The sequence below is a fragment of the Cupriavidus gilardii genome, assembly GCF_013314895.1.
Lineage (GTDB): Bacteria > Pseudomonadota > Gammaproteobacteria > Burkholderiales > Burkholderiaceae > Cupriavidus > Cupriavidus gilardii_C.
In genome coordinates this window covers 71,622-96,051 of record NZ_JABTYE010000010.1, presented here as the reverse complement: position 1 = coordinate 96,051, position 24,430 = coordinate 71,622, and the positions used below count along the sequence as shown (strand labels likewise).

20 protein-coding genes are annotated in these 24,430 nt (G+C 67.0%); 16 read left to right on the top strand and 4 right to left on the bottom strand.

Going from position 1 to position 24,430, the window contains the following annotated elements:
* The first annotated feature begins 195 nt into the window (after nt 1-195).
* From apbC to HTY53_RS11925, 14 genes are all read left to right on the top strand, one after another.
* Complete coding sequence (apbC, locus tag HTY53_RS11990; RefSeq protein ID WP_174106800.1) at nt 196-1,284, top strand: iron-sulfur cluster carrier protein ApbC; 1,089 nt, start codon at nt 196-198, stop codon at nt 1,282-1,284.
* Between the two features lie 11 nt (nt 1,285-1,295).
* Complete coding sequence (locus tag HTY53_RS11985) at nt 1,296-1,817, top strand: DUF3305 domain-containing protein (protein WP_174106881.1); 522 nt, start codon at nt 1,296-1,298, stop codon at nt 1,815-1,817.
* Nucleotides 1,818-1,878: 61 nt separating this feature from the next.
* On the top strand, nt 1,879-2,544 hold the full coding sequence (locus HTY53_RS11980) for a DUF3306 domain-containing protein (RefSeq protein ID WP_174106799.1): 666 nt from the start codon (nt 1,879-1,881) through the stop codon (nt 2,542-2,544).
* A 102-nt stretch (nt 2,545-2,646) separates the two neighbouring features.
* Nucleotides 2,647-4,800: a 4Fe-4S binding protein gene (locus HTY53_RS11975; RefSeq protein WP_174106798.1), complete on the top strand. Its 2,154-nt coding sequence runs from the start codon at nt 2,647-2,649 to the stop codon at nt 4,798-4,800.
* A gap of 103 nt (nt 4,801-4,903) precedes the next feature.
* Entirely contained in the window at nt 4,904-5,536 is a 633-nt protein-coding gene (locus tag HTY53_RS11970) for a TorD/DmsD family molecular chaperone (RefSeq protein ID WP_149317721.1), read from the top strand.
* Nucleotides 5,537-5,787: 251 nt separating this feature from the next.
* Complete coding sequence (locus tag HTY53_RS11965) at nt 5,788-5,997, top strand: formate dehydrogenase (RefSeq protein ID WP_174106797.1); 210 nt, start codon at nt 5,788-5,790, stop codon at nt 5,995-5,997.
* 135 nt (nt 5,998-6,132) lie between these two features.
* A complete protein-coding gene (locus HTY53_RS11960; RefSeq protein ID WP_174106796.1) occupies nt 6,133-9,162 on the top strand; it encodes a molybdopterin-dependent oxidoreductase in 3,030 nt (1,009 codons plus the stop codon).
* A 10-nt stretch (nt 9,163-9,172) separates the two neighbouring features.
* Entirely contained in the window at nt 9,173-9,862 is a 690-nt protein-coding gene (gene fdh3B, locus HTY53_RS11955) for a formate dehydrogenase FDH3 subunit beta (protein WP_053821148.1), read from the top strand.
* Nucleotides 9,859-10,101, top strand: a complete 243-nt coding sequence (locus tag HTY53_RS11950; RefSeq protein WP_244258651.1) for a hypothetical protein — start codon at nt 9,859-9,861, stop codon at nt 10,099-10,101. The genes fdh3B and HTY53_RS11950 overlap by 4 nt, the downstream gene beginning before the upstream one ends.
* Before the next feature lie 61 nt (nt 10,102-10,162).
* Nucleotides 10,163-11,413 carry a formate dehydrogenase subunit gamma gene (locus HTY53_RS11945; protein WP_238511593.1) on the top strand — a complete coding sequence of 417 codons (1,251 nt, stop codon included), beginning with the start codon at nt 10,163-10,165 and terminating at the stop codon, nt 11,411-11,413.
* A 73-nt stretch (nt 11,414-11,486) separates the two neighbouring features.
* Entirely contained in the window at nt 11,487-12,032 is a 546-nt protein-coding gene (locus tag HTY53_RS11940; protein WP_174106795.1) for a superoxide dismutase family protein, read from the top strand.
* 97 nt (nt 12,033-12,129) lie between these two features.
* Entirely contained in the window at nt 12,130-12,960 is an 831-nt protein-coding gene (locus HTY53_RS11935; RefSeq protein ID WP_174106794.1) for a formate dehydrogenase accessory sulfurtransferase FdhD, read from the top strand.
* Between the two features lie 162 nt (nt 12,961-13,122).
* Complete coding sequence (dcd, locus tag HTY53_RS11930) at nt 13,123-13,689, top strand: dCTP deaminase (RefSeq protein WP_006578441.1); 567 nt, start codon at nt 13,123-13,125, stop codon at nt 13,687-13,689.
* A gap of 202 nt (nt 13,690-13,891) precedes the next feature.
* Nucleotides 13,892-16,162, top strand: a complete 2,271-nt coding sequence (locus tag HTY53_RS11925; protein WP_174106793.1) for an arginine/lysine/ornithine decarboxylase — start codon at nt 13,892-13,894, stop codon at nt 16,160-16,162.
* A gap of 121 nt (nt 16,163-16,283) precedes the next feature.
* Here the strand turns inward: HTY53_RS11925 and HTY53_RS11920 are convergent, their stop codons facing one another.
* The 3 genes from HTY53_RS11920 to argH form a co-directional block, all read right to left on the bottom strand.
* Nucleotides 16,284-18,017, bottom strand: a complete 1,734-nt coding sequence (locus HTY53_RS11920; protein WP_174106792.1) for a TRAP transporter large permease — start codon at nt 18,015-18,017, stop codon at nt 16,284-16,286.
* A gap of 12 nt (nt 18,018-18,029) precedes the next feature.
* Nucleotides 18,030-18,629, bottom strand: a complete 600-nt coding sequence (locus tag HTY53_RS11915) for a TRAP transporter small permease subunit (RefSeq protein WP_174106791.1) — start codon at nt 18,627-18,629, stop codon at nt 18,030-18,032.
* A 321-nt stretch (nt 18,630-18,950) separates the two neighbouring features.
* Entirely contained in the window at nt 18,951-20,360 is a 1,410-nt protein-coding gene (gene argH / locus HTY53_RS11910; RefSeq protein ID WP_174106790.1) for an argininosuccinate lyase, read from the bottom strand.
* 282 nt (nt 20,361-20,642) lie between these two features.
* On the opposite strand from argH, the gene HTY53_RS11905 reads away from it, so the two are divergent.
* Both HTY53_RS11905 and HTY53_RS11900 read left to right on the top strand, forming a co-directional pair.
* Nucleotides 20,643-20,993, top strand: coding sequence for a type II toxin-antitoxin system RelE/ParE family toxin (locus HTY53_RS11905; protein WP_174106789.1), 351 nt, complete (start codon nt 20,643-20,645; stop codon nt 20,991-20,993).
* Nucleotides 20,974-21,291, top strand: a complete 318-nt coding sequence (locus HTY53_RS11900; RefSeq protein WP_174106788.1) for a helix-turn-helix domain-containing transcriptional regulator — start codon at nt 20,974-20,976, stop codon at nt 21,289-21,291. Before HTY53_RS11905 ends, HTY53_RS11900 begins: the two co-directional genes overlap by 20 nt.
* Before the next feature lie 55 nt (nt 21,292-21,346).
* Here the strand turns inward: HTY53_RS11900 and ppc are convergent, their stop codons facing one another.
* Nucleotides 21,347-24,421, bottom strand: a complete 3,075-nt coding sequence (gene ppc / locus HTY53_RS11895) for a phosphoenolpyruvate carboxylase (RefSeq protein ID WP_174106787.1) — start codon at nt 24,419-24,421, stop codon at nt 21,347-21,349.
* Nucleotides 24,422-24,430: the final 9 nt, after the last annotated feature.

The window sequence follows — 24,430 nt, the reverse complement described above, 5'->3', positions numbered from 1 at the left end:
GAGCCGACGTTTCGGGGCACTACAATAGGGAGATGCCGCCCCGTGCACAAGCGCGACGCTGTGAAAGTTGTAAGCACGTGTAATCCCTTGCGGACCGCAGGGATAATCGAGGTCTTCCAGGCCCTCGCCGAGCCGCGGGGCCACTCTTTGATACAGTACGCGCCTTCCCCCATATATCAAGTAGCGGAGATTGTCTTGAGCCTTACCGTTGACCAGGTTACCGAAGCCCTGCGTACCGTGATCGATCCCAACACGGGCAAGGATCTGGTGAGCACGCGCTCCGCCCGCAATATCCGTGTCGACGGCGGCGATGTGTCGCTCGACGTCGAACTCGGCTATCCGGCCAAGAGCCAGCTCGACCCGATCCGCAAGCTGGTGATCGCGGCGCTGCGCGCCCTGCCCGGCGTCACCAACGTCAGCGTGACGGTGACCATGCACATCGTCGCCCACGCCGTGCAGCGCGGCGTCAAGCTGCTGCCCGGCGTCAAGAACGTGATCGCGGTCGCCTCCGGCAAGGGCGGCGTCGGCAAGTCGACCACCGCCGTCAACCTCGCACTGGCGCTGGCCGCCGAGGGTGCGCGGGTCGGCATGCTGGACGCCGACATCTACGGCCCCAGCCTGCCGATGATGCTCGGCATTGATGGCCGCCCCGAGTCCGCCGACGGCCAGACCATGGAGCCGCTCGAAGGCCACGGCCTGCAGGCCAACTCGATCGGCTTCCTGATCGAGCAGGACAACCCGATGGTCTGGCGCGGTCCGATGGTGACCTCGGCGCTGGAACAGCTGCTGCGCCAGACCAACTGGCACGAACTGGACTACCTGATCGTCGACATGCCGCCGGGCACCGGCGACATCCAGCTGACGCTGTCGCAGAAGGTGCCGGTGACGGGCGCGGTCATCGTCACCACGCCGCAGGACATCGCGCTGCTGGACGCGCGCAAGGGCCTGAAGATGTTCGAGAAGGTCGGCATCCCGATCCTTGGCATCGTCGAGAACATGGCGGTCTATTGCTGCCCGAGCTGCGGCCACGTCGAACATATCTTCGGCGAGGGCGGCGGCGAGCGGATGTGCGAGCAATATGGCGTCGACCTGCTGGGCAGCCTGCCGCTGAACCTGTCGATCCGCCAGCAGGCCGATTCGGGCCGGCCCACCGTGGTGGCCGAGCCCGACAGCCCGATCGCCGAGCTCTATCGCGGCATCGCGCGCAAGGTGGCGATCAAGGTCGCCGACAAGGCGCGCGACATGACCAGCAAGTTCCCCAGCATCGTCGTGCAGAACACCTGATCATGGAACCGATGCAGTCCGAGGTCCCGGAGCCGGCCGGCAGCCGTCCCGCCGTCACGATGGCGGTGGTGATGCGCAAGGTCGCGCTGGCCAGCCGCTGGCAGCCGTGGAAGTGGGAGCTCGAAGCGGTGCTCCCCGACCTCGGCGCGTTCGGCACCGAGCCGCACTGCCTGCACGAGGACGACCAGGGCGCGCGCTGGCTCTATCCCGGCTACCCGGTCGCGCTGTTCCGCGACGAAGCCGAGGGTTACTATCTGAACCTGAGCTCCACCGCGCCGTGCTGGTTCGTGCTGTGGCGCATGGACGAGACCCAGCCCGAAGACGGGCGCCGGCCGCTGCCGGTGACTGTTTCGCTGTCGTACAACGAGGCAGGGCGCTGGCTCGACGCCGGCGAGACGGTCGAGAACGTGCCGCTGGCGCCCGAGCAGCTGGCCTGGCTGCAGGCCTATGTGGCCGAACACTACCGCCCCGAGCCGAAGAAGCGGCGGCGGCCGGAGTCCTTCAAGTCGCCGCAGGACCGGGCGCGCTACTGAAATTCGTGAAATCCGCGGCAGCCATGTCGTTATCCGTATCCCTGCCGCCTGCAATGCCATCATGAGCGATTCGACCGAAACGTCCTTCCTGTCCCGCTGGTCACGCCGCAAGGCCGCCGCGCGCGAGGGCAAGGCCGTGCCGGCCGAACCGGCCCCTCAGCCGGCCGCACCGGTCCCCGTCTCCGCAAAGGCGGACGCGACGCCCGGCGCGGCCATCCGCGAGGCCGACGCCCCGCCCGCGCCGACGCTGACCGACGTGGCGATGCTCAAGCCCGGCGACAGCGTGGCCCGCTTCGTTGCCCAGGGTGTCGACGAGACCGTCAAGCGCGCCGCGCTGAAGACGCTGTTCGCCGACCCGCATTTCAACGTGATGGACGGGCTTGATATCTATATCGACGACTACAGCAAGCCGGACCCGATTCCGCCGGACGTGCTGCGGCGCCTGCGCCAGTCGGAGACGCTCGGCCTGTTCGATCCGATCGAGGAAGCGGAAGAGGCGGGCACTGCTGTCGCCGATCCCGCCACTGCTTCGGCCGAAGCTCAAGCCCAGGCCGAATCGTCCGTTGATCTCCCAGAGGAGGGTACCGGCGAGCCGGATAGCGCCGCGCAGGCCGCCTCGGACGATGGCAGCGAAGCCGACCCACCGGGCCGGACCGAGCGTGCGCCGCAGGCGGATGCCTTCGCCGCGGTGCCGCATACCGAACCAGCTACGGACAAACCTGCGTAGCCCCGGCCCGGTCTCGGGCCTACAATGTCACTCCCTCACAAAACCGCCGGCGCGGACCCGCTCGACAGAAGCGGGCTGGCAAGCCGGCCAGCTGTACCTACCATGCCGACGCTGATCTGCAATTGCAACGACACCATGCCGCTTGACGGGGCGGTGCTGTCGGATGCTTCCCCCCAGCCGGGCGCCGCCCCGCTGAAAGTCCACCGCCTGCTGTGCCGCCGCGAGGTCGGCGCCTTCACCGCCGCGCTCGATGGCACCGAAGACGTGATCGTCGCCTGCACGCAGGAACGCCCGCTGTTCACCGAACTGGCGGCGAAAACGCAGGCCGATGGCGTGGTGACAGCGCCGGTGCGCTTCGTCAATATCCGCGAGACCGGCGGCTGGTCGCGCGGCGCGCACAAGGATCCGCGCACCGCCAACGCCAAGATCGCGGCGCTGCTCGCCGCCGCGGCGCTGCCCGACCCGGATCCGGTGCCGGTGGTCGAATATCGTTCTGCCGGCAGCGTGCTGGTGTTCGGTCCGGCAGCGCGCGCGCTGCCCTGGGCCGATCGGCTCGGCGAGGCCGGCCTGCAGGTGACGGTGCTGCTCAACGGCACGGCCGACCGCGTCGATGGCGCGACGCCGCCGGCGATGCGCGACTATCCGGTCCACAGCGGCCGGCTCGACAAGCTGAGCGGCTGGCTCGGTGCCTTCGAGGCCAGCTGGGACACCGGCGCGGGCCGCGCCAATCCGATCGATCTGGACCTGTGCACCCGCTGCAATGCCTGTATCGAGGCCTGCCCGGAAGGCGCGATCGACTTCAGCTACCAGATCGACCTCAGCCGCTGCACTGCGCACCGCGACTGCGTGAAGGCCTGCGGCGCGGCTGCGGCGATCGATTTCGACCGGCTCGCCGGCGCCGTCAGCGAGCGTTTCGACCTGGTCTTCGATCTGAACGACAGCCCGTTCTTCGGTCGGCATGCGCCGCCGCAGGGCTATCTGCATGCGGGCGCGGATCCGGTGCGGCAGGAGCGGATGGCGCTCGCCGCCACGCAACTGGTCGGCGAGTTCGAGAAGCCCAAGTTCTTCCAGTACAAGGAATCGCTGTGCGCGCACGGCCGCAACCGCACCACCGGCTGCTCGGCCTGTATCGAGGTCTGCTCGGCCGAGGCGATCGGCTCGCGCTGGCAGGACGGCAAGGGCCGCATCGAGGTCGCGCCGAACCTGTGCGTGGGCTGCGGGGCCTGCACCACGGTCTGCCCCACCGGGGCGATCAGCTATGCGTATCCGAAGCCCGACCATCAGGGCCGGCGCCTGCGCACGCTGCTGTCGACCTATCGGCAGGCGGGCGGACGCGATGCCGTGCTGCTGCTGCATGGGCAGGAGCACGGCGATCCGCGCATCCTGGCGCTGGGACGCGAGGCGCGCGCGGGCCGGGCCAATGGCCTGCCGCCGAACGTGATTCCGGCCGGCCTGTTCCATCCGGCCTCGGTCGGGCTGGAGCTGTGGCTGGCGGCGATCGCCTGGGGCGCGGACCGCGTCGCGGTGATGCTGACCGGTGACGAGGCGCCGCAATATCGCACCGCGCTGGCCGAGCAGATGGCCGTTGCGCAGTCGATCCTGGCGGGCCTGGGCTATCGCGGCGAATTCTTTACGTTGTTCGACGCCCCCGATGCGGGCTCGCTCGATCGCGCCCTGGCCGCGCTGCAACCCAACCGTCCCGCGCTGCCCACGGCGGCCTTCCATGCCGCCGCGGCCAAGCGCGAGACGCTGGGCTTCGCGCTGGATCATCTGGCCGCGCACGCGCCGGTACCCGCCGACACCGTGCCGCTGCCGGCAGGCGCGCCGCTGGGCGCGGTGCAGGTCGACAGCGGCCGCTGCACGCTGTGCATGGCCTGCGTTGGTTCCTGTCCGTCGCAGGCGCTGCGCGACAACAGCGAGCGCCCGGTGCTGTCCTTCCTCGAGCGCAACTGCGTTCAGTGCGGGCTGTGCGAGCGGACCTGCCCGGAAGATGCCATCACGCTGGTGCCGCGCCTGCTGACCGGCGATGCCGTGCGCCAGGCCGTCACGCTGCACGAGACCAGGCCCTTCCACTGCATCCGCTGCGCCAAGCCCTTCGGCACCGCGCAGATGGTCGAGGCGATGCTGGGACGCCTGGCCGGACACCCTGCCTTTGCCGGTGCCGCCGCCGATCGGCTGAAGATGTGCAGCGACTGCCGGGTCGTCGACATGATCGAGAAGGACACCGGGGCCGCGACCGGCGCGACGCTCCAATGAGCAGGGCGCCGGCGGCAGCCGGCGCCGGTTTTCGATGCCGCAGGCCGATGCGACGAGCCGATGCGGCCCTTGACGTAGTACTGCCACCTCTGACCGCGATTCGATGACCGATTTCCAGCCTATCCAGCTGACCCAGGCCGCCCCCGCGGACCAGGCCGAAGACACCGCCCGCGCCGACCTCTACGGCCTGCTGGCCACGCTGTTCTATCGCGCGCCCGACGCGGCGCTGCTGCACCATATCGCCGCCAATCGCGCCCATGCCGACGATGCCGCCAGCCCGCTGGGCCAGGCCTGGAACGCGCTGGGCGAAGCGGCAGCAGGCACCACCGAGGCCGAGGCGGCCGACGAATACCAGCAGCTCTTCGTCGGCATCGGCAAGCCCGATGTGTTCCTGTACGGCTCGTACTACCAGACCGGCTTCCTGCACGAACGGCCGCTGGTGGCGGTGCGCGAGGATCTCGCGCGCTACGGCCTGGAGCGTCATGAAGGCGTCAGCGAACCCGAGGACCATATCGCGACGCTTTGCGAAGTGATGCGCTTCCTGATTGCGGGCGACGACGTCGCGGTATCGAACCTCGGCGAGCAGCAGCGCTTCTTTGCGCGCCATCTGCAGCCGTGGGTCGAGTCGCTGTGCGATACGGTGATCGCGCATCCGGGCGCGCGCTTCTATGCGCGGGCAGCGGAATTGCTGAAGTCGTTCGCGGCCGTCGAGGCGGTCGCGATGGAGATGCATTGAGGGCGTGGCAGCGCTAAAGCGAACGGCTCGGGAAGCCGATAAACGCGTTTTGGCGCGCAGATCGAGATGTCGCGACGTGGGTCGCGCGGCGTGCAACGAGATGTCTCAAGACATTTGATGCACAGCGCCATGGTTACCGAAAATCAGGATAAACCCGCGGTGAGCATGGTCATTCCGTACATATCGATCTACAATACGCAAAACAATGCATAACTAGATTGGTAATCGGTAAATATTACCGAGGAGCCCCCATGAAAGAGAAGCAAACTCGGGTCGCACGTCGCCATTTCCTCGCGGGCGCTGGCGTCGTGGCTGCCGCTGCAGGTGCCGCGGCCCTGACCGCGCGCACGCCCGCCGCCCCCGCTGGCGCGATCCCCGCGCCCGAACCCACTCCTGCCGACAGCAACGGTTACCGTGTCTCAGAACACGTACGGAAGTATTACCGGACGACGCTGGTATAAGCCGCGCGATTGCCGGCTCGCCGCGATGCCTGTCATCCCGGCGCGGCCCGATCGCGTGATATCGCGCGCGATGTTCACCACGATATCGCTCGCAGTTTTGCTTCTACCCGCTTCGTACCTTTCCCGAGGTGACACATGATTCTGACCCGCAAGCACGCGGCACAGGGCGGCGCCCCTGCGCAGCGCGTTGATCGACTCGCGTCCGCTCAGCCGGCCGCCGCTTCGTCCGCACGCCTGTCGGCGCGGCTGGCCACCAGCCTCGCCGGCGCGATGCCGACCATGGACCGCCGCAGCTTCCTGAAGCGTTCGGGCATCGGCGTGGGCGCGGGCCTGGCTGCCTCGCAGCTGACGCTGATCCGCAAGGCCGACGCCGCCGACGGCAAGGCCGCCGGCAACGGCAAGGGCGACATCGTCGTGCGCCGCACGGTCTGCGGCCACTGCTCGGTCGGCTGCGCGGTCGACGCGGTGGTGCAGAACGGCGTCTGGGTCCGCCAGGAGCCGGTGTTCGATTCGCCGATCAATATGGGCGCGCATTGCGCCAAGGGCGCGGCGCTGCGCGAGCACGGCCACGGCGAATACCGCCTCAAATATCCGATGAAGCTCGTCAACGGCAAGTACCAGCGCATCAGCTGGGACCAGGCCCTGGACGAGATCACCGCGAAGATGAAGCAGATCCGCCAGGAGACCGGTCCGGATTCGATGTTCTTCATCGGCTCGTCCAAGCACAGCAACGAGCAGTCGTATCTGCTGCGAAAGTGGGTGTCGTTCTTCGGCACCAACAACACCGACCACCAGGCGCGCATCTGCCACTCGACCACGGTCGCGGGCGTGGCCAATACCTGGGGCTACGGTGCGATGACCAACTCGTACAACGATATGCAGAACGCCAAGGCGGCGCTGTATATCGGCTCGAATGCGGCTGAGGCGCATCCGGTGTCGATGCTGCATCTGCTGCACGCCAAGGAGAACGGCTGCAAGGTGATCGTGGTCGATCCGCGCTACACCCGCACCGCGGCCAAGGCCGAGCAGTATGTCCGCATCCGTTCGGGCACCGACATCCCGTTCCTGTTCGGCGTGCTGTACCACATCTTCAACAACGGCTGGGAAGACAAGGAGTACATCCGTCAGCGCGTCTATGGCATGGACAAGGTGCGCGAGGAAGTGCTGGCCAAGTGGACGCCGGACAAGGTCGAAGAGGCCTGCGGCGTGCCCGAGGCCGAGGTCTACAAGGTCGCCGAGACCATGGCCAAGAACCGGCCCAGCACGCTGGTCTGGTGCATGGGCCAGACCCAGCACACGATCGGCAACGCGATGGTGCGCGCCTCGTGCATTGTGCAGCTGGCGCTGGGCAACATCGGCGTGTCGGGCGGCGGCGCCAACATCTTCCGCGGCCACGACAACGTGCAGGGCGCGACCGACGTCGGCCCGAACCCCGATTCGCTGCCGGGCTACTACGGCCTGGCCACCGGCGCGTGGAAGCACTACGCCGCGGTGTGGGGCGTCGACTACGAGTGGATCAAGTCGCAGTTCCCGTCGCAGGCGATGATGGAGAAGTCCGGCACCACGGTGTCGCGCTGGATCGATATCGTCACCGAGAAGAGCGATCTGATCGACCAGGACAACAACGTCCGCGGCGTGTTCTTCTGGGGCCATGCGCCGAACTCGCAGACGCGCGGCCTCGAAATGAAGAAGGCCCTCGACAAGCTGGACCTGCTGGTGGTGATCGACCCGTATCCGTCGGCCACCGCGGCGATGGCCAACATGCCGCCGGCCGAGGGCGACAAGGTCAATCCGAACCGCGCCGTCTATCTGCTGCCGGCCGCCACGCAGTTCGAGACCTCGGGCTCGTGCACGGCATCGAACCGCTCGCTGCAATGGCGCGAGAAGGTCATCGAGCCGCTGTTCGAATCGATGCCCGACCACACGATCATGCAGGCCTTCGCCGACAAGCTGGGCTTCGGCAAGGAGCTGTCGCGCAATTTCAAGATGATCGAGGTCAAGCGGGCCGGCCGTACCTGGATGGAGCCGGAGCCCGAGTCGATCCTGCGCGAGATCAACAAGTCGAACTGGACCATCGGCTATACCGGCCAGTCGCCGGAACGGCTGAAGGCGCATATGAAGAATATGCACATGTTCGACGTCAAGACGCTGCGCTGCAAGGGCGGCAAGGACGCGGCCACCGGCTACGACCTGACCGGCGACTACTTCGGCCTGCCGTGGCCGTGCTACGGCACGCCGGAACTGAAGCACCCGGGCTCGCCGAACCTGTACGACACCACCCGCCACGTGATGGACGGCGGCGGCAACTTCCGCGCGAACTTCGGCGTCGAGCGCGACGGCGTCAGCCTGCTGGCCGAGGACGGCTCGCATTCGGTCGGCGCGGAGATCACCACCGGCTATCCCGAGTTCGACCACGTGCTGCTGAAGAAGCTGGGCTGGTGGGACGACCTGACCGATGCCGAGAAGCAGGCCGCCGAGGGCAAGAACTGGAAGACCGACCTGTCGGGCGGCATCCAGCGCGTCGTGCTGAAGGTCCATGGCTGCCATCCGTTCGGCAACGCCAAGGCGCGCGCGGTGGTGTGGAACTTCCCGGATCCGATTCCGCAGCACCGCGAGCCGCTGTACTCGACCCGTCCGGACATGGTCGCCAAGTATCCGACCCACGACGACAAGATGGCGTTCTGGCGCCTGCCGACGCTGTACAAGACCGTGCAGCAGCGCAACGTCGAGAACAAGATCCACGAGAAGTTCCCGATCATCCTGACCTCGGGCCGTCTGGTCGAGTACGAGGGCGGGGGCGAGGAAACGCGTTCGAACCCGTGGCTGGCCGAACTGCAGCAGGAAAACTTCGTCGAGATCAACCCGCGCGCGGCCGCCGCACGCGGCATCCGCAACGGCGACTACTGCTGGGTCAAGACACCGACCGGCGCCATGCTGAAGGTGCGCGCGCTGGTCACCGAGCGCGTCGGCCCGGATACCGCCTTCATCCCGTTCCACTTCTCGGGCTGGTGGCAGGGCAAGGACATGCTGGACTACTACCCGGACGGCGCGCATCCGATCGTGCGGGGCGAGGCGGTCAACACGGCGACAACCTACGGCTACGACGCAGTGACGATGATGCAGGAAACCAAGACCACGGTCTGCCAGATCGAGCGCTTCGCGTAAGGGGAACACAATGGCACGCATGAAATTCATTTGTGACGCCGAGCGCTGCATCGAGTGCAACAGCTGCGTCACCGCTTGCAAGAACGAGCACGAGGTACCGTGGGGCGTCAACCGGCGCCGCGTGGTGACGGTCAACGACGGCGTGCAGGGCGCGGAGAAATCGATCTCGGTGGCCTGCATGCACTGCTCGGACGCGCCCTGCATGGCGGTCTGTCCCGTCGACTGCTTCTACCGCACCGACGACGGCGTGGTGCTGCACGACAAGGATGTCTGCATCGGCTGCGGCTACTGCTCCTATGCGTGCCCGTTCGGCGCGCCGCAGTTCCCGTCGACCGGCACCTTCGGCGTGCGCGGCAAGATGGACAAGTGCACGTTCTGCGCGGGCGGTCCGGAAGCCAACGGCAGCGAGGCCGAGTTCGAGAAGTACGGCCGCAACCGCCTGGCCGAAGGCAAGCTGCCGCTGTGCGCGGAGATGTGCTCGACCAAGGCGCTGCTCGGCGGCGACGGCGACGTGATCGCCGACATCCTGCGCAACCGCGTGATCAAGCGCGGCACCGGCGGCGACGTGTTTGGCTGGGGCACCGCCTACGGCACCAACGGCCAGGCGGCCCAGCGCGCCCCGGCCGCGCCGGCCGGCACCCCGGCACCGGCCCAGCAGACGCCGGCCGGTCCGTCCACTCCCGCGGGGCAGGCATCATGAAAGCAGGCAAGCTGATGTGGATGGCGGCGGGCGCCGCCGCGCTGATCGGGCTGGCGGGCTGCGGCGAGGAGCCGCAAACCGCCAAGCCTAGCCCGAAGAAGACCGACACCGCGGCCTGGAAGGGCGCGCCCGGCGATCCGTTCGTTGCCACCGGCTGGACGCAGGGCGACCAGACCAGCTGGCAGAAGCAGATCCGCCAGCGCAACCAGCTGCAGAACGAGTACACGCGCGTCCAATGAGCGGGGCGAGCATGGGCGGCCGCCGTTGCCGCCGACTTGAAGCCGATCCGAAGGAGGCCCTATGAGCGCCAAGCTGATTACCGCGCTGGCCGGCAAGGCCCGTGCCGCCGCGGCAACGGCCGCATGCGCGCTGGCCTTGGCCGTGCCGCTGCTGCACGCCGGCCCGGCGCATGCGCAGACCACCCCCGCGCAGGCGCCCGCACAGGCGGCGGCGCAGGGCCAGAGCCCCGCCGCGACGCCGACGCAGGCGGATGCCGACGCGAACAACCCCGCGCTGCACCCGCAGCAGCCGTTCTCGGGCATCGCCTCGCAGAACATCTTCGACGTGCCCGAACGCGACATCGCGGCCGAGGCGCGCGAGCAGCAGAGCCGCACGCGCACGCAGCCGGGCAACAACGCGCCGGTCTGGCGCGAGATCAACTCGGACCAGCGCCACTACAGCAGCCTGCCGGACAAGGAAGCCGGCGTGCTGATCCTGCGTACCGGCCAGGAATGGCGGCTGTTGCGCAACGGCGTGATCACGGTCTGGGGCGGCTGGCTGCTGGTGCTGGTGCCGGCGGTGATCCTGGCCTTCTTCGTCTGGCGCGGCACCATTCCGCTGAAGTCGCAACCGACCGGCCGCATGATCGAACGCTTCACGCCGCTGGAGCGCATCGTCCACTGGACCATGGCGATCGCTTTCGTGGTGCTCGCCGTGTCGGGCATCGTGATGCTGTTCGGCAAGCATTTCCTGCTGCCGATCATGGGCCATACGCTGTTCGGCTGGCTGACCTATCTGCTGAAGAACGTCCATAACATCGTCGGTCCGGTCTTCACGCTGTCGCTGATCGTCGGCTTCGTGATCTTCGTGCGCGACAACCTGCCGTCGCGCGACGATATCCGCTGGCTGACCAGCCTCGGCGGCATCGCCAGCGGCAAGCACGTGCCGAGCGGCCGCTTCAATGCCGGGGAGAAGGGCTGGTTCTGGGTGGGCGTGTTCTTCCTCGGCCTGCTGATCTCGGCCTCGGGCTTCGTGCTCGACAAGATCGTGCCGGGGCTGGACTACTACCGCACCACGATGCAGTTGGCCCATATCGTCCATTCGATCGCCGCGATCGTGATGATGGCGATGGCCTTCGGCCATATCTACATGGGCTCGATCGGCATGGAAGGTGCCTACCGCGCAATGCGCGACGGCTATGTCGACGAGGCCTGGGCCAAGGAGCACCACGAGCACTGGTACGACGACATCAAGTCCGGCAAGATCCCGGCCCAGCGTTCGACGCCGTCGCGCCGCCATGCCGAACGGCGGCCGGCACCCGGCGAAGCGTAAGGCACAGCGTACGGAACCGGCCGGGATGAGCGCTACAATGCATGCTCGACATCACCGTGACAGGAGGTTCGGCATGAAGCGTATTCTTTTCGGTCTGGTGGCAAGCGGGGCGCTGGCAGCGTGTTCGCAGATGGGACAGATGGGCCAGATGATGGGCGGCGGTGCGACGGCCGAGCGAGCCGTGGCGCCGCTGACCGCCAAGAGCGGCACCAATACCCAGGGCACCGTGACCTTCACCCAGCATGGTGATCATGTGATGGTGCTGGCCGACGTGACGGGCCTGCCGCCGAATTCGGTGCACGGCTTCCACGTCCACGAGAAGGGCGACTGCTCGGCCCCCGATGCGATGAGCGCCGGCGGTCATTTCAACCCGACCGGGAAGCCGCATGGCTCGGTGAATACGCCGGACCACCATGTCGGCGACATGCCGAACCTGACCGCCGACGCCAATGGTCGCGCGCGGGCAAGCTTCCAGCTGACCAGCATGACTGTCGCGCCCGGCCCGAACAGTGTGGTCGGCCGTGCCGTGGTCGTGCACAAGGACCCCGACGACTACAAGACCCAGCCCACCGGCAATTCGGGCGGCCGCATCGCCTGCGGCGTGGTGGTCAAGTCCTGACCGGCGCGGCCGGCGCGATTACCCGATTTTCGCTTGCCCGCCTGGCGGATTCGCCTTCGCGCTGGCCCGCCTCGACGTTTCCGATTTTCCAGTACCCATGTCCCTGCGTCCCCAACTGAGCCAAGCCGCCGTCCCGCTGATCGAGGAGGTCGAGGTCGTCGACGAGCAGGGCCGCGTGCGCTCGGCCTTCCTGCCCGGTGAGCGGCCGCTGACCGTCTATCTGGACAAGCGCGAGCTGGTCACGCTGATGACGCTGGGCGGCGCCCCCGAGGCGCTGGTGCTGGGCTATCTGCGCAACCAGCGGCTGGTCGAATCGATCGAGGACATCGCCGCGATCCAGGTCGACTGGGAGACCGAGTCGGCCGCGGTGACCACGCGCGGCGGCATCGACCGCATCGAGGAGCGCACCGCCCGCAAGATCGTCACCACCGGCTGCGGCCAGGGCACGGTATTCGGCTCGCTGCTCGACGAGGTCGACCAGATCCGGCTGCCCGATGACGCAGTGCTGGACCAGCAGACCCTCTACAGCATCATCGACACGATCCGGCTGCAGCAGTCGGTCTACAAGCAGGCCGGCTCCGTGCATGGCTGCGCGCTGTTCCAGGGCCGCGAGCTGCTGATGTTCATCGAGGACGTGGGCCGCCACAATGCGGTCGACGCGATCGCCGGACGGATGTGGCTGGAAGGGATGGATGGTGCCGACAAGGTGTTCTACACCACCGGCCGCCTGACCTCGGAGATGGTGATCAAGGGCGCGCAGATGGGCATCCCGTTCCTGCTGTCGCGCTCGGGCGTCACACAGATGGGCTACGAGATGGCCAGGCGCGTCAACATGACGCTGTTCGCGCGCTGCACCGGCAAGCATTTCCTGCTCTATACGGGGCGTCAACGGTTCCGCCACAGCGAGCCGCAGGCCGCGGTGGCCTGAGGCCGCTCTCGCTCTTGCTCTCCCCCTCGCTTGGCATCTGACACCCCTGGCCCGCCTTGCCGGGCCGGCCGCGCTTTGGTTGTACAATGCGGCCCATTGCGCGCCATGCCGCCCGTTGCGGCGTTCCACTTCGCGGCGCTTCCTCCCGTTCACCGCTACCTTATGAGCATCAAATCCGACAAGTGGATCCGCCGCATGGCGGAGCAGCATGGAATGATCGAGCCGTTCGAGCCGGGCCAGGTCAGGGAAACGGATGGCCGCAAGATCGTCTCCTATGGCACCTCCAGCTACGGCTACGACATCCGCTGCGCCGACGAATTCAAGATCTTCACCAACATCAACAGCACCATCGTCGATCCGAAGAACTTCGACGAGAAATCGTTCGTCGACTTCAAGGGCGATGTCTGCATCATCCCGCCGAACTCGTTCGCGCTGGCCCGCACCGTCGAGTATTTCCGTATCCCGCGCAGCGTGCTGACAATCTGCCTGGGCAAGAGCACCTACGCGCGCTGCGGCATCATCGTCAACGTGACGCCGTTCGAGCCGGAGTGGGAAGGCTACGTGACGCTGGAATTCTCGAACACCACGCCGCTGCCCGCGAAGATCTACGCCGGCGAGGGCTGTGCCCAGGTGCTGTTCTTCGAGAGCGACGAGGTTTGCGAGACCTCGTACCGCGACCGCGGCGGCAAATACCAGGGCCAGCACGGTGTCACGCTGCCGAAAACCTGATTGCCCTACAATGCGGGCCAATGGCGCCTGAAACCCCGCTGCCACGGCTGATACCTGACACCGCCAGAACCGAACACCCAGAACCGGCGCAGCAGCCTGACCGCTCCGCCCTGAATATCCGAGCCACATGTCCCCGCGCGCCGAACGCGGGCCATGTGGCTCAAGTCCTTTTGCCTCTCACTCCTTTCCGCGAGGACGCCCGATGAAATTCCGCTTCCCCGTCATCATCATCGATGAAGACTTCCGCTCCGAGAACATCTCCGGCTCGGGCATCCGTGCGCTCGCCCAGGCCATTGAAGCCGAGGGCATGGAGGTGATGGGCCTGACCAGCTATGGCGACCTGACCTCGTTCGCGCAGCAGTCCAGCCGCGCCTCGACCTTCATCGTGTCGATCGACGACGACGAGTTCGCCAGCGGCACCGACGAACCGGAAGCGGCGGCGATCGAGAAGCTGCGCGCCTTCGTCACGGAGGTGCGCCGCCGCAACGCCAATCTGCCGATCTTCCTGTACGGCGAGACCCGTACCTCGCGCCATATCCCGAACGACATCCTGCGCGAGCTGCACGGCTTCATTCACATGTTCGAGGACACGCCCGAGTTCGTGGCCCGGCATATCATCCGCGAAGCCAAGGTCTATCTCGAATCGCTGGCGCCGCCGTTCTTCAAGGCGCTGATCGACTACGCGCAGGACAGCTCGTACTCGTGGCACTGCCCGGGCCACTCCGGCGGCGTCGCCTTCCTGAAGAGCCCGGTCGGCCAGGTGTTCCACCAGTTCTTCGGCGAGAACATGCTGCGCGCCGACGTCTGCAACGCGGTCGACGAGCTGGGGCAGCTGCTCGACCATACCGGCCCGGTGGCGGCATCGGAGCGCAATGCGGCGCGGATCTTCAACTCCGACCACATGTTTTTCGTCACCAACGGCACCTCGACGTCGAACAAGATGGTCTGGCATGCCAACGTGGCGCCTGGCGACATCGTCGTGGTCGACCGCAACTGCCACAAGTCGATCCTGCACGCGATCATGATGACCGGCGCGATCCCGGTGTTCCTGATGCCGACGCGCAACCACTACGGCATCATCGGCCCGATTCCGAAGAGCGAGTTCGACCCGGAGACCATCCGCCGCAAGATCGCCGCGCACCCGTTCGCCAGCCAGGCGAAGAACCAGAAGCCGCGCATCCTGACGATCACGCAGGGCACCTACGACGGCGTGCTCTATAACGCCGAACAGATCAAGGAGATGCTGGCGGCCGAGATCGACACGCTGCATTTCGACGAGGCCTGGCTGCCGCACGCGGCCTTCCACGACTTCTATCGCAACATGCACGCGATCGGGCGCGATCGTCCGCGCAGCAAGGACGCGCTGGTGTTCGCCACGCAGTCGACCCACAAGCTGCTGGCCGGGCTGTCGCAGGCCTCGCAGATCCTCGTGCAGGACTCCGAGACGCGCAAGCTGGACCGGTACCGCTTCAACGAGGCGTACCTGATGCATACGTCGACGAGCCCGCAGTATTCGATCATCGCCTCGTGCGATGTGGCCGCGGCGATGATGGAAGCGCCCGGAGGTACCGCGCTGGTCGAGGAGAGCATCCAGGAGGCGCTGGACTTCCGCCGCGCGATGCGCAAGGTCGAGGGCGACTACGATGCCGGCAACAACGGCGACTGGTGGTTCAAGGTCTGGGGGCCGGAGGCGCTGATCGAGGACGGCATCGGCGACCGCGAGGCGTGGATGCTGAAGGCCAACGATCGCTGGCACGGCTTCGGCGATCTGGCCGACGGCTTCAACCTGCTCGACCCGATCAAGGCCACCATCATCACGCCGGGGCTCGATGTCGACGGCGAATTCAGCGAGCGCGGCATTCCGGCGGCGATCGTCACCAAGTACCTGGCTGAGCACGGCATCATCATCGAGAAGACCGGGCTGTACTCGTTCTTCATCATGTTTACGATCGGCATCACCAAAGGCCGCTGGAACTCGCTGGTGACCGAACTGCAGCAGTTCAAGGACGACTACGACCAGAACCAGCCGCTGTGGCGCGTGCTGCCGGAATTCGTCGCCCGCTTCCCGCAGTACGAGCGGATGGGCCTGCGCGACCTGTGCGACGCGATCCATAGCGTCTACAAGGCCAGCGACGTCGCGCGCGTGACCACCGAGATGTACCTGTCGGACATGGAGCCGGCGATGAAGCCGTCGGACGCGTGGGCGATGATGGCGCACCGCGAGATCGAACGGGTGCCGGTCGACGATCTGGAGGGCCGCGTCACCGCGATCCTGCTGACGCCGTACCCGCCGGGCATTCCGCTGCTGATCCCGGGCGAGCGCTTCAACCGGACCATCGTCCAGTACCTGAAGTTCGCGCGCGAGTTCAACCAGCTGTTCCCGGGCTTCGAGACCGATATCCACGGCCTGGTAGCCGAGGAGATCGACGGCAAGCGCGTGTATTTCGTCGATTGCGTGAAGCAGACGGTTTGACGGCGGCGCCGCGGTAAAGCAAAAACGGCCGGCATCATGTTGATGCCGGCCGTTTTGCCTGGTGCCGTCGTCCGAGCGATTTCGACTCGAACGATCTCGGCCCGGACGACTTTTTCTCGAACTACTTCTTCTCGAACTCGAACACCGGTGCCGCCGGGCCGCTGTCGTTCGACTGGGCCGGCGCGCCTGGCGTCTCGAGCTGCGCGCCGCCCGGCAGCGTCGGCGCTTCGGGCGCCTCCGATGGGCCGGTCGACCCCGGTGCGCTCGGCGCCGGCTGCGTGGTCGTGCCGAAGTCGATGTCCAGGCTGCGCGTGATGCTGCGGTCCTGCGCCTTTGCCTTGTCGGTCGTAACCAGACCCGGGAAGAGGATGATCAGCGCAACCATGATCAGCTGGATCACCACGAAGGGCACCGAGCCCCAGTAGATGTCCGAGGTCTTGACCGAGCGCGGTGCGACCGAGCGCAGGTAGAACAGCGAGAAGCCGAACGGCGGGTGCATGAACGAGGTCTGCATGTTGACCGCCAGCAGCACGCCGAACCAGATCAGGTCGATGCCCAGCTTGTCCGCCACCGGCCCGACCAGCGGCACCAGGATGAAGGCCAGCTCGAAGAAGTCGAGGAAGAAGGCCAGCAGGAAGAACAGAATGTTGACCGCGATCAGGAAGCCCGTCTGCCCGCCCGGGAGCGCCGTCAGCAGATGCTCGACCCACAGGTGGCCGTCGACGCCGTAGAACGTCAGCGAGAACACCCGCGCGCCGATCAGGATGAAGATCACGAAGGCGGACAGCTTCAGCGTCGAGTCCATCGCCTGCCTGGTCAGGCTCAGGTTCAGCCGGCCCTTGATCAGCGCCAGCACCAGCGCGCCCAGCGCTCCCATGCCGCCGCCTTCGGTCGGCGTGGCAACGCCGATGAAGATCGTGCCCAGCACCAGGAAGATCAGCGCCAGCGGCGGGATCAGCACGAAGGTCACCTTCTCGGCCATCTGCGACAGCAGATTGAGCTTGAGCACGCGGTTGACCACCGCCAGCACGAAGGCGAACGAGATCGCGGCGCCGATCGACACCACCAGCCGCTCGTCCAGCGGACCGCCGGGGTTGTAATTGAGGTCGACCACCACGCCGACCACCACGGCAAGCGCGGTCAGCACCAGTACCGAGGTCGAGCCGCTCTTGCCGCTGGGCTCGCGGAAGGTGCGGGCCTCCAGAGGCAGGGCCGGCGCCGAGGCCGGCTTGATCAGCGTCATCAGCAGCACGTACAGCATGTACAGGCCCGTCAGCACCATGCCGGGCACGAAGGCGCCCTTGTACATGTCGCCGACCGAGCGGCCCAACTGGTCGGCCAGCACGATCAGCACCAGCGACGGCGGGATGATCTGCGCCAGCGTGCCGGAAGCGGCGATCACGCCCGTCGCCAGCCGCTTGTCGTAGTTGTACTTGAGCATCAGGGGCAGCGAGATCAGCCCCATCGAGATCACCGAGGCCGCCACCACGCCGGTGGTCGCCGCCAGCAGCGCGCCGACGAAGATCACCGCATAGGCCAGGCCCCCGCGGATCGGGCCGAACAGCTGGCCGATCGTATCGAGCAGATCCTCGGCCATGCCGGACCGCTCCAGTATCAGCCCCATGAAGGTGAAGAACGGAATCGCCAGCAGCGTGTCGTTCTCGATGATGCCGAACAGCCGGCTCGGCAGCGCCTGCAGCAGTTCCGGCGCCAGCAGGCCCAGCTCGATGCCGATGAAGGCGAACAGCAGCCCGTTGGCCGCCAGCGCGAAGGCGATCGGAAAGCCCGACAGCAGGAAGACCACCAGGGAGCCGAACATGATCGGCGCCATGTTGTCGATCAGGAATTGCGTCATCGCGGTCCTCGCTTACGGGGTTGCCGGGGGACCGGAGCGGCCGCCGTCGGCCAGCACGGCGGCATTTTCAGCGGGGCTGTGGCCGTGCTTGCGGAAGGCCTCGAACGGCAGCTCGCCCCTCAGATAGGCAAAGCGCTTGATCAGCTCGGACAGGCCCTGCAGGACCAGCAGGAAGAAGCCCGCGACGATCAGGAACTTGGCCGGCCAGCGGATCAGGCCGCCGGCATTGCCCGACATTTCATGGCCGGCGTAGGACAGCCAGAAGTAGGGGATCGACAGCCACAGGATGATCAGCGAGATCGGCAGCAGGAACAGCAGAATGCCGAAGATGTCGATCCAGACCTGCGTGCGCTCCGAGAAGCGTCCGGCGATCACGTCGATGCGGACATGCTCGTCCTTGCGCAGGGTGTACGGCGCGCCGAGCAGGAACACGCCGGCGAACATGTACCACTGCAATTCGAGCCAGGCATTGGAGCTGATGCTGAAGGTGTAGCGAATGATGGCGTTGCCCGCGCAGACCAGTACGGCCAGCAGGATCAGCCATTTCGCCCACCTCCCGATGACATCGTTCACGGCGTCGATAAGCCGCGAGATCCTCATGAGGAGAGACATGTGAACGTCCTAGGGATGGGGAAAAACCGGGGTGGCGCGTCAGTTTACGGTTGAACCCCACGGCAAATCGCTAGGGTTAATCCCCAATTCGTCACATTGTCTGCGTTGTCTGTACCAGAAGAGGGCGGGTGGAGAGAGAGGCGGGAGGGGGAGATTCCCCACCAAGGTGGGGAGCGTCCCCGCGGGGAGCGGGGACGTCGTGATAGGCGGCGGACCGACAGCCGATCCGCGGACCAGCAAATCAGCAGGTCAGCCAACCAGCAGGTCAGCCAACCAGCAGGTCAGCCAACCAGCAGATCCGCCGATCGGCAAAGCGATCGATCAGCCGGCCTTGCGCGCGGCCGCGATCGCGGCGCGGACCTGGTCCGGCGCGGTGCCGCCGATATGGTTGCGGGCGGCGACCGACCCTTCGAGGGTCAGCACGCCGTGGACGTCGTCGCCGATCAGCGCGGCCTTGTCGCCCAGGCCGGTGGCGTCGCGCAGCTCCGCCACGGTCAGGTCGGCCAGATCGCACTGGCGCGCGTCGCAGGCCCGCACCGCATGGGCCACCGCCTCGTGCGCGTCGCGGAAGGGCAGGCCCTTCTTGACCAGATAGTCGGCCAGGTCGGTCGCGGTGGCATAGCCCTGCAGCGCGGCGGCGCGCATTGCTTCGGGCTTGACCGTGATGCCCGGCACCATGTCTGCGAAGATGCGCAGCGTGTCGACCACGGTATCGACCGTGTCAAACAGCGGCTCCTTGTCTTCCTGGTTGTCCTTGTTGTACGCCAGCGGCTGTCCCTTCATCAGCGTCAGCAGGCCGATCAGATGGCCGTTGACGCGGCCGGTCTTGCCGCGCGCCAGCTCGGGCACGTCCGGGTTCTTCTTCTGCGGCATGATCGAGCTGCCGGTGCAGAAGCGGTCGGCGATATCGATGAAGCCGACACGCGGGCTCATCCACAGCACCAGCTCTTCCGAGAACCGCGACACGTGGGTCATCACCAGCGCCGAGGCTGCGCAGAATTCGATGGCGAAGTCGCGATCGGACACCGCGTCCAGCGAATTGCGGCAGACCCCGTCGAAGCCCAGTTGCTGCGCGACGAACTCGCGGTCGATCGGATAGCTGGTGCCGGCCAGCGCGGCCGCGCCCAGCGGCAGGCGATTGACGCGCTTGCGCGCGTCCTGCATCCGTTCGGCATCGCGCGTGAACATCTCGACGTAGGCCAGCAGATGGTGGCCGAAGGTCACCGGCTGCGCCACCTGCAGGTGCGTGAAGCCCGGCAGGATCGTGTCGGCGTGCTGCTCGGCCAGATCCAGCAGCGCGTTACGCAGGTCGCCCAGCAGGCCGACGATATTGTCGATCTCGCTGCGCAGCCACAGGCGGATATCGGTGGCCACCTGGTCGTTGCGCGAGCGGCCGGTATGCAGCCGCTTGCCCGCATCGCCGACCAGCGCGGTCAGCCTCGCCTCGATATTCAGATGGACGTCTTCCAGGTCCAGCTTCCACTCGAAGCTGCCAGCCTCGATCTCGCCGCGGATCTGCGCCATGCCGCGCTCGATCTCGGCACGGTCGGCATCGCTGATGATGCCCTGCCGGGCCAGCATCGCCGCATGCGCCAGCGAGCCCTGGATATCGAACAGCGCCAGGCGCTTGTCGAAGAACACCGAAGCGGTATAGCGCTTCACCAGGTCGGACATCGGTTCGGAGAAGCGGGCGGACCAGGCTTCGCCTTTCTTGGCAAGTTGGGAGGTCATGGCGGTAGGGAACGGGACAGTGCCCACGCACCGAGGCGTGCCGGGCAACGGAAAGGAGGATAGGAAAAGCGGCAATTATATCGTTGCCGGGCACCGTTGACGGACGGGAACACTTTCATCGTGCCGCCCAGCCTACGCTCGAGCGTCATTCCAGCGCGGCAGCACGCCGCCACCGAAGGCAGAGCCGCCGAGACATGGCGACCACCGCATGCGGCCGCAACGCGCCTCAAGGTGCTGCCTTCCTTCCCATTTCGGTTGACCTCCATTCGTCATTAAACGAAAATGACCCGGTACTTGATCGAACACTACGTCACGGCCGACGGGCAGCGGGATCTCTACATGGATTGGCTGAGCCGCTTGCGTGACCGCGAGGCCAAAGTGGCCGTGATTCGCCGCGTGGCTCGCATGGAGCACGCCAATTTTGGCGACTACAGGTACTGCCGCGAAGGGGTGTGCGAGCTGCGCATCGACGTGGGGCCCGGTTATCGGGTGTACTACGCGCTGCACGGACACCGCATCGTTGTGCTGCTATGCGGGGGCGACAAGCGCACTCAGCAGGCCGATATCGATCGAGCGGTAGCTTATTGGCAAGACTGGCAACAACGAGGCGACGATGAGAAGCAGACCGCATGACGAGGCGATGGCCGAGCTGTACCGCAGCGATCCATCGCTCGCGCTCGATGTCATCAACGGCATTCTGGAAGATGGCGACCAAGGCGAATTGCTGACGGTGCTGCGGCAACTGGCGCAGGCGTTCGGCGGCGTGCAAGCCGTGGCCGAGCAGGCAGACCTCAATCCCACCCAGCTTTACCGCACCCTTTCGCCAAAGGGGAACCCCGCGCTGAGCAGCCTCACCGCCATCCTGAAGGCCATGGGATTGTGCCTCGCGGTGCGGCCCCTGAATCGGGCGGCACCGCGACACGCAGCGTGACGACCGGGCTGGTGGGCAGACTACCGCCCCTCAGCCCGTATTCCAGCGAGGCCCCTCAACCGGTATTGCGCAGCCCCGCCGCAATCCCGTTGATGGTCAGATGGATGCCGCGCCGTACGCGCACGTCGTCGCCGTCCTTGCCGGCCCGGTAGCGCTTGAGCAGTTCCACCTGCAGGTGGTTCAGCGGGTCCAGGTAGGCGAAGCGGTTCTTGATCGAGCGCGCCAGCAGCGGGTTGTCGGCCAGGCGTTCATGCTTGCCGGTGACCAGCCCAAGCATCTCGCCGGTCAGATGCCATTCGGCGCTGATCCGGTTGAAGACCGCCTTGCGCAGCGCCGCGTCGTCGCACAGCTGGGCGTAGCGCGAGGCCACCGCCAGATCGGTCTTGGCCAGCACCATGTCCATGTTCGACAGCAGCGTCGAGAAGAACGGCCAGGTCTTGACCATGCGCCGCAGCGTCGCCACCAGCGCCTTGCGGGCCTTGTCGTCGCCCGCCTCGTCCAGCAGCGACCGCACCGCGCTGCCGAAGCCGAACCACCCCGGCAGCAGCAGGCGGCACTGGCCCCAGGAGAAGCCCCACGGAATCGCCCGCAGATCCTCGATGCGGCGGTTTTTCTTGTCCATCAGCTTGCGCGAGGCCGGCCGCGAACCGAGGTTCAGGTCGGCGATCTCGGTGATCGGCGTGGTGGCGAAGAAGTAGTCCTTGAAGCCCGGGGTGTCGTAGACGAGGTCGCGGTAGGCGACGAAGGCGCGGTCCGACAGCCGCTGCATGATGCTCTCGAACGTCGCCAGGTCCTTCGGCGCGTTCTGCGTCGGCAGCAGCGACGCCTCCAGCGTGGCGGCGATCACCGTCTCCAGGTTGCGGCGCCCGATCTCGGCGTTGGCGAACTTGCTGTTGATGATCTCGCCCTGCTCGGTCAGCCGGATCTGGCCGTTGACCGTGCCTGGCGGCTGCGACAGGATCGCCTGGTAGGTGGGCCCGCCGCCGCGTCCGACCGTGCCGCCGCGGCCGTGAAACAGCCGCAGCTTGATCTTGCGCTGGGCGAACAGCTGCACCAGCGCCAGTTCGGCCTTGTACAACTCCCAGTTCGAGGTCAGGAAGCCGCCGTCCTTGTTCGAATCCGAATAGCCGAGCATCACCTCCTGCTCGCCGCCCTGATTCGCCAGCACCGCCGCGAAGCCCGGCAGATCGAGCAGCGCCTGCATGATGCCGCTGGCGTTGCGCAAGTCCTCGATGGTCTCGAACAGCGGAATCACCATCAATTCCATGCGCGCCGGATCGCTCTTGCTGCCCAGCGTGCCGCGCAGCATGCCGGTCTCCTTCTGCAGCAGCATGACCTCGACCAGGTCAGACAGCGTCTCGGTGTGCGAGATGATGTAGTTGCGCGCCACGCGGGCGCCATAGCGGGCCCGCAATTCGCGCGCGGCCGTCAGCACGTGCAGTTCGCTCCGGGTTTGCTCCGAATAGGTATGCCAGGGCAGGGTCAGCAGCCGCGGCTGGCGCAGTTCGTTCAGCAGCAGTTCAAGCTTGCGCGCTTCGGGCAGCGCGGCGTAATCAGCCTCGACGCCGGCGACCGCGAACAGCTCGGCGATCACGGCCTGGTGCACGTCCGACACCTGGCGCATGTCGATCGAGGCCAGATGGAAGCCGAACACGCCGATCGCGCGGTGCAGCGCGTCGATGCGGGCGCGCGCCAGCACCTCGCCGTGGTGCTCGCGCAGCGAGTCGATCACCACCTCGATGTCGGCGGCGAAGGCCTCGGCGTTGGCGTAGGGCTCGGCGTCGGCGACCGGATGGCGCGGCGCCGCGCGGCCGGTCAGGGCCTGGCACGTCGCGGCCAGCCGCGCGTAGATGCCGATCAGCGCGCGCCGGTACGGCTCGTCGGCGCGGTGCTCGGAACGGTCGGGCGAGGCATCGGCCAGCGCCAGCAGCGCAGGGCTGGCCTCGACCATCAGCGTGGACATCGACAGCTCGGCGCCCAGCGCGTGCACCTCGTCCAGATACCACTCGAGGATCAGCAGCGCCTGCTGGCAGGCGGCGTGCTCGAGCGTGTCGGCGGTGACATTGGGATTGCCGTCGCGATCGCCGCCGATCCACGAGCCCATCTGGAAAAACGGCGGCAGCGGGCCCGGCTCGGTCCTGGCGCGGCGCGAGGCGGGGTAGACCGCAGCGATGTCCTCCTCCAGCTCGGTCATCAGCTGCGGGATGCCGCGCAGGAAGGTCGTGCGGTAGTACGACAGCGCATTCTCGATCTCGTCGACCACCATCAGCCGCGTATTGCGCAGCATCCGGGTCTGCCACAGCGTGGTGACCTTGGCGCGCAGCTGGGCGGTGTTGTGCGCCAGCTCGCGCGCCGTCATCGGCAGGTCGCGCTCGGCCAGCAGGCGGGCGATCTCGCGCTCGGCGTCCAGGATGCTCTTGCGCTGAACCTCGGTCGGGTGCGCGGTCAGCACCGGCACGATCAGCGCCTCGTCGAAGAACTTGCGCAACTGCTTGCCGCTGACGCCGGCGGCGTCGATGGCCTGCAGCGCGCGCGCCATGCTGCCCGGCTGCGGCGGCGAGCCCGCCAGCGCATGGATGCGCCGGCGCCGGTTGTGGTGCTGATCCTCGGCGATATTGGCCAGATGCGAAAAATAGCTGAAGGCGCGTACCACCTGGTTGGTCTGATCGCGCGACAGCCGCTTGAGCAGCCGGTCGAGCTCGGCCGCGGCGGCGCGGTCGTTCTCGCGGCGAAAGCGCACCGCGGTCTGGCGGATCGTCTCGACGATCTGGAAGGCCGCCTCGCCTTCCTGCTCGCGCAGCACGTCGCCCAGCAGGCGGCCCAGGAAGCGGATGTCCTCGCGCAGCGGCAGATCCTTGTCGCTCGCCGCCTTGCGCGCCGGTGCGGCCGGCACCACTTCGAGGTGGGAGGCCGGCTTTGCGGCGGCGCGGCGTGCGGAGCGGGCGGAGGACGCCGCGGGCCGGGCTGTTTCAGCGGTCTGGCCGGAACCGGTGGGTGTCCCGGCTTCGGCGGCCCCGTTGGGCTCGTCCGCCCCATTCGTCCCGTTTACGTCTTTCCCGGCGGTTTCCGAGCGGCCCCCTCGGACAGCGCGGATCCGGCGGCCGGCCGGGCGCGCAGCTGGCTGCGTCATGCAATCTCC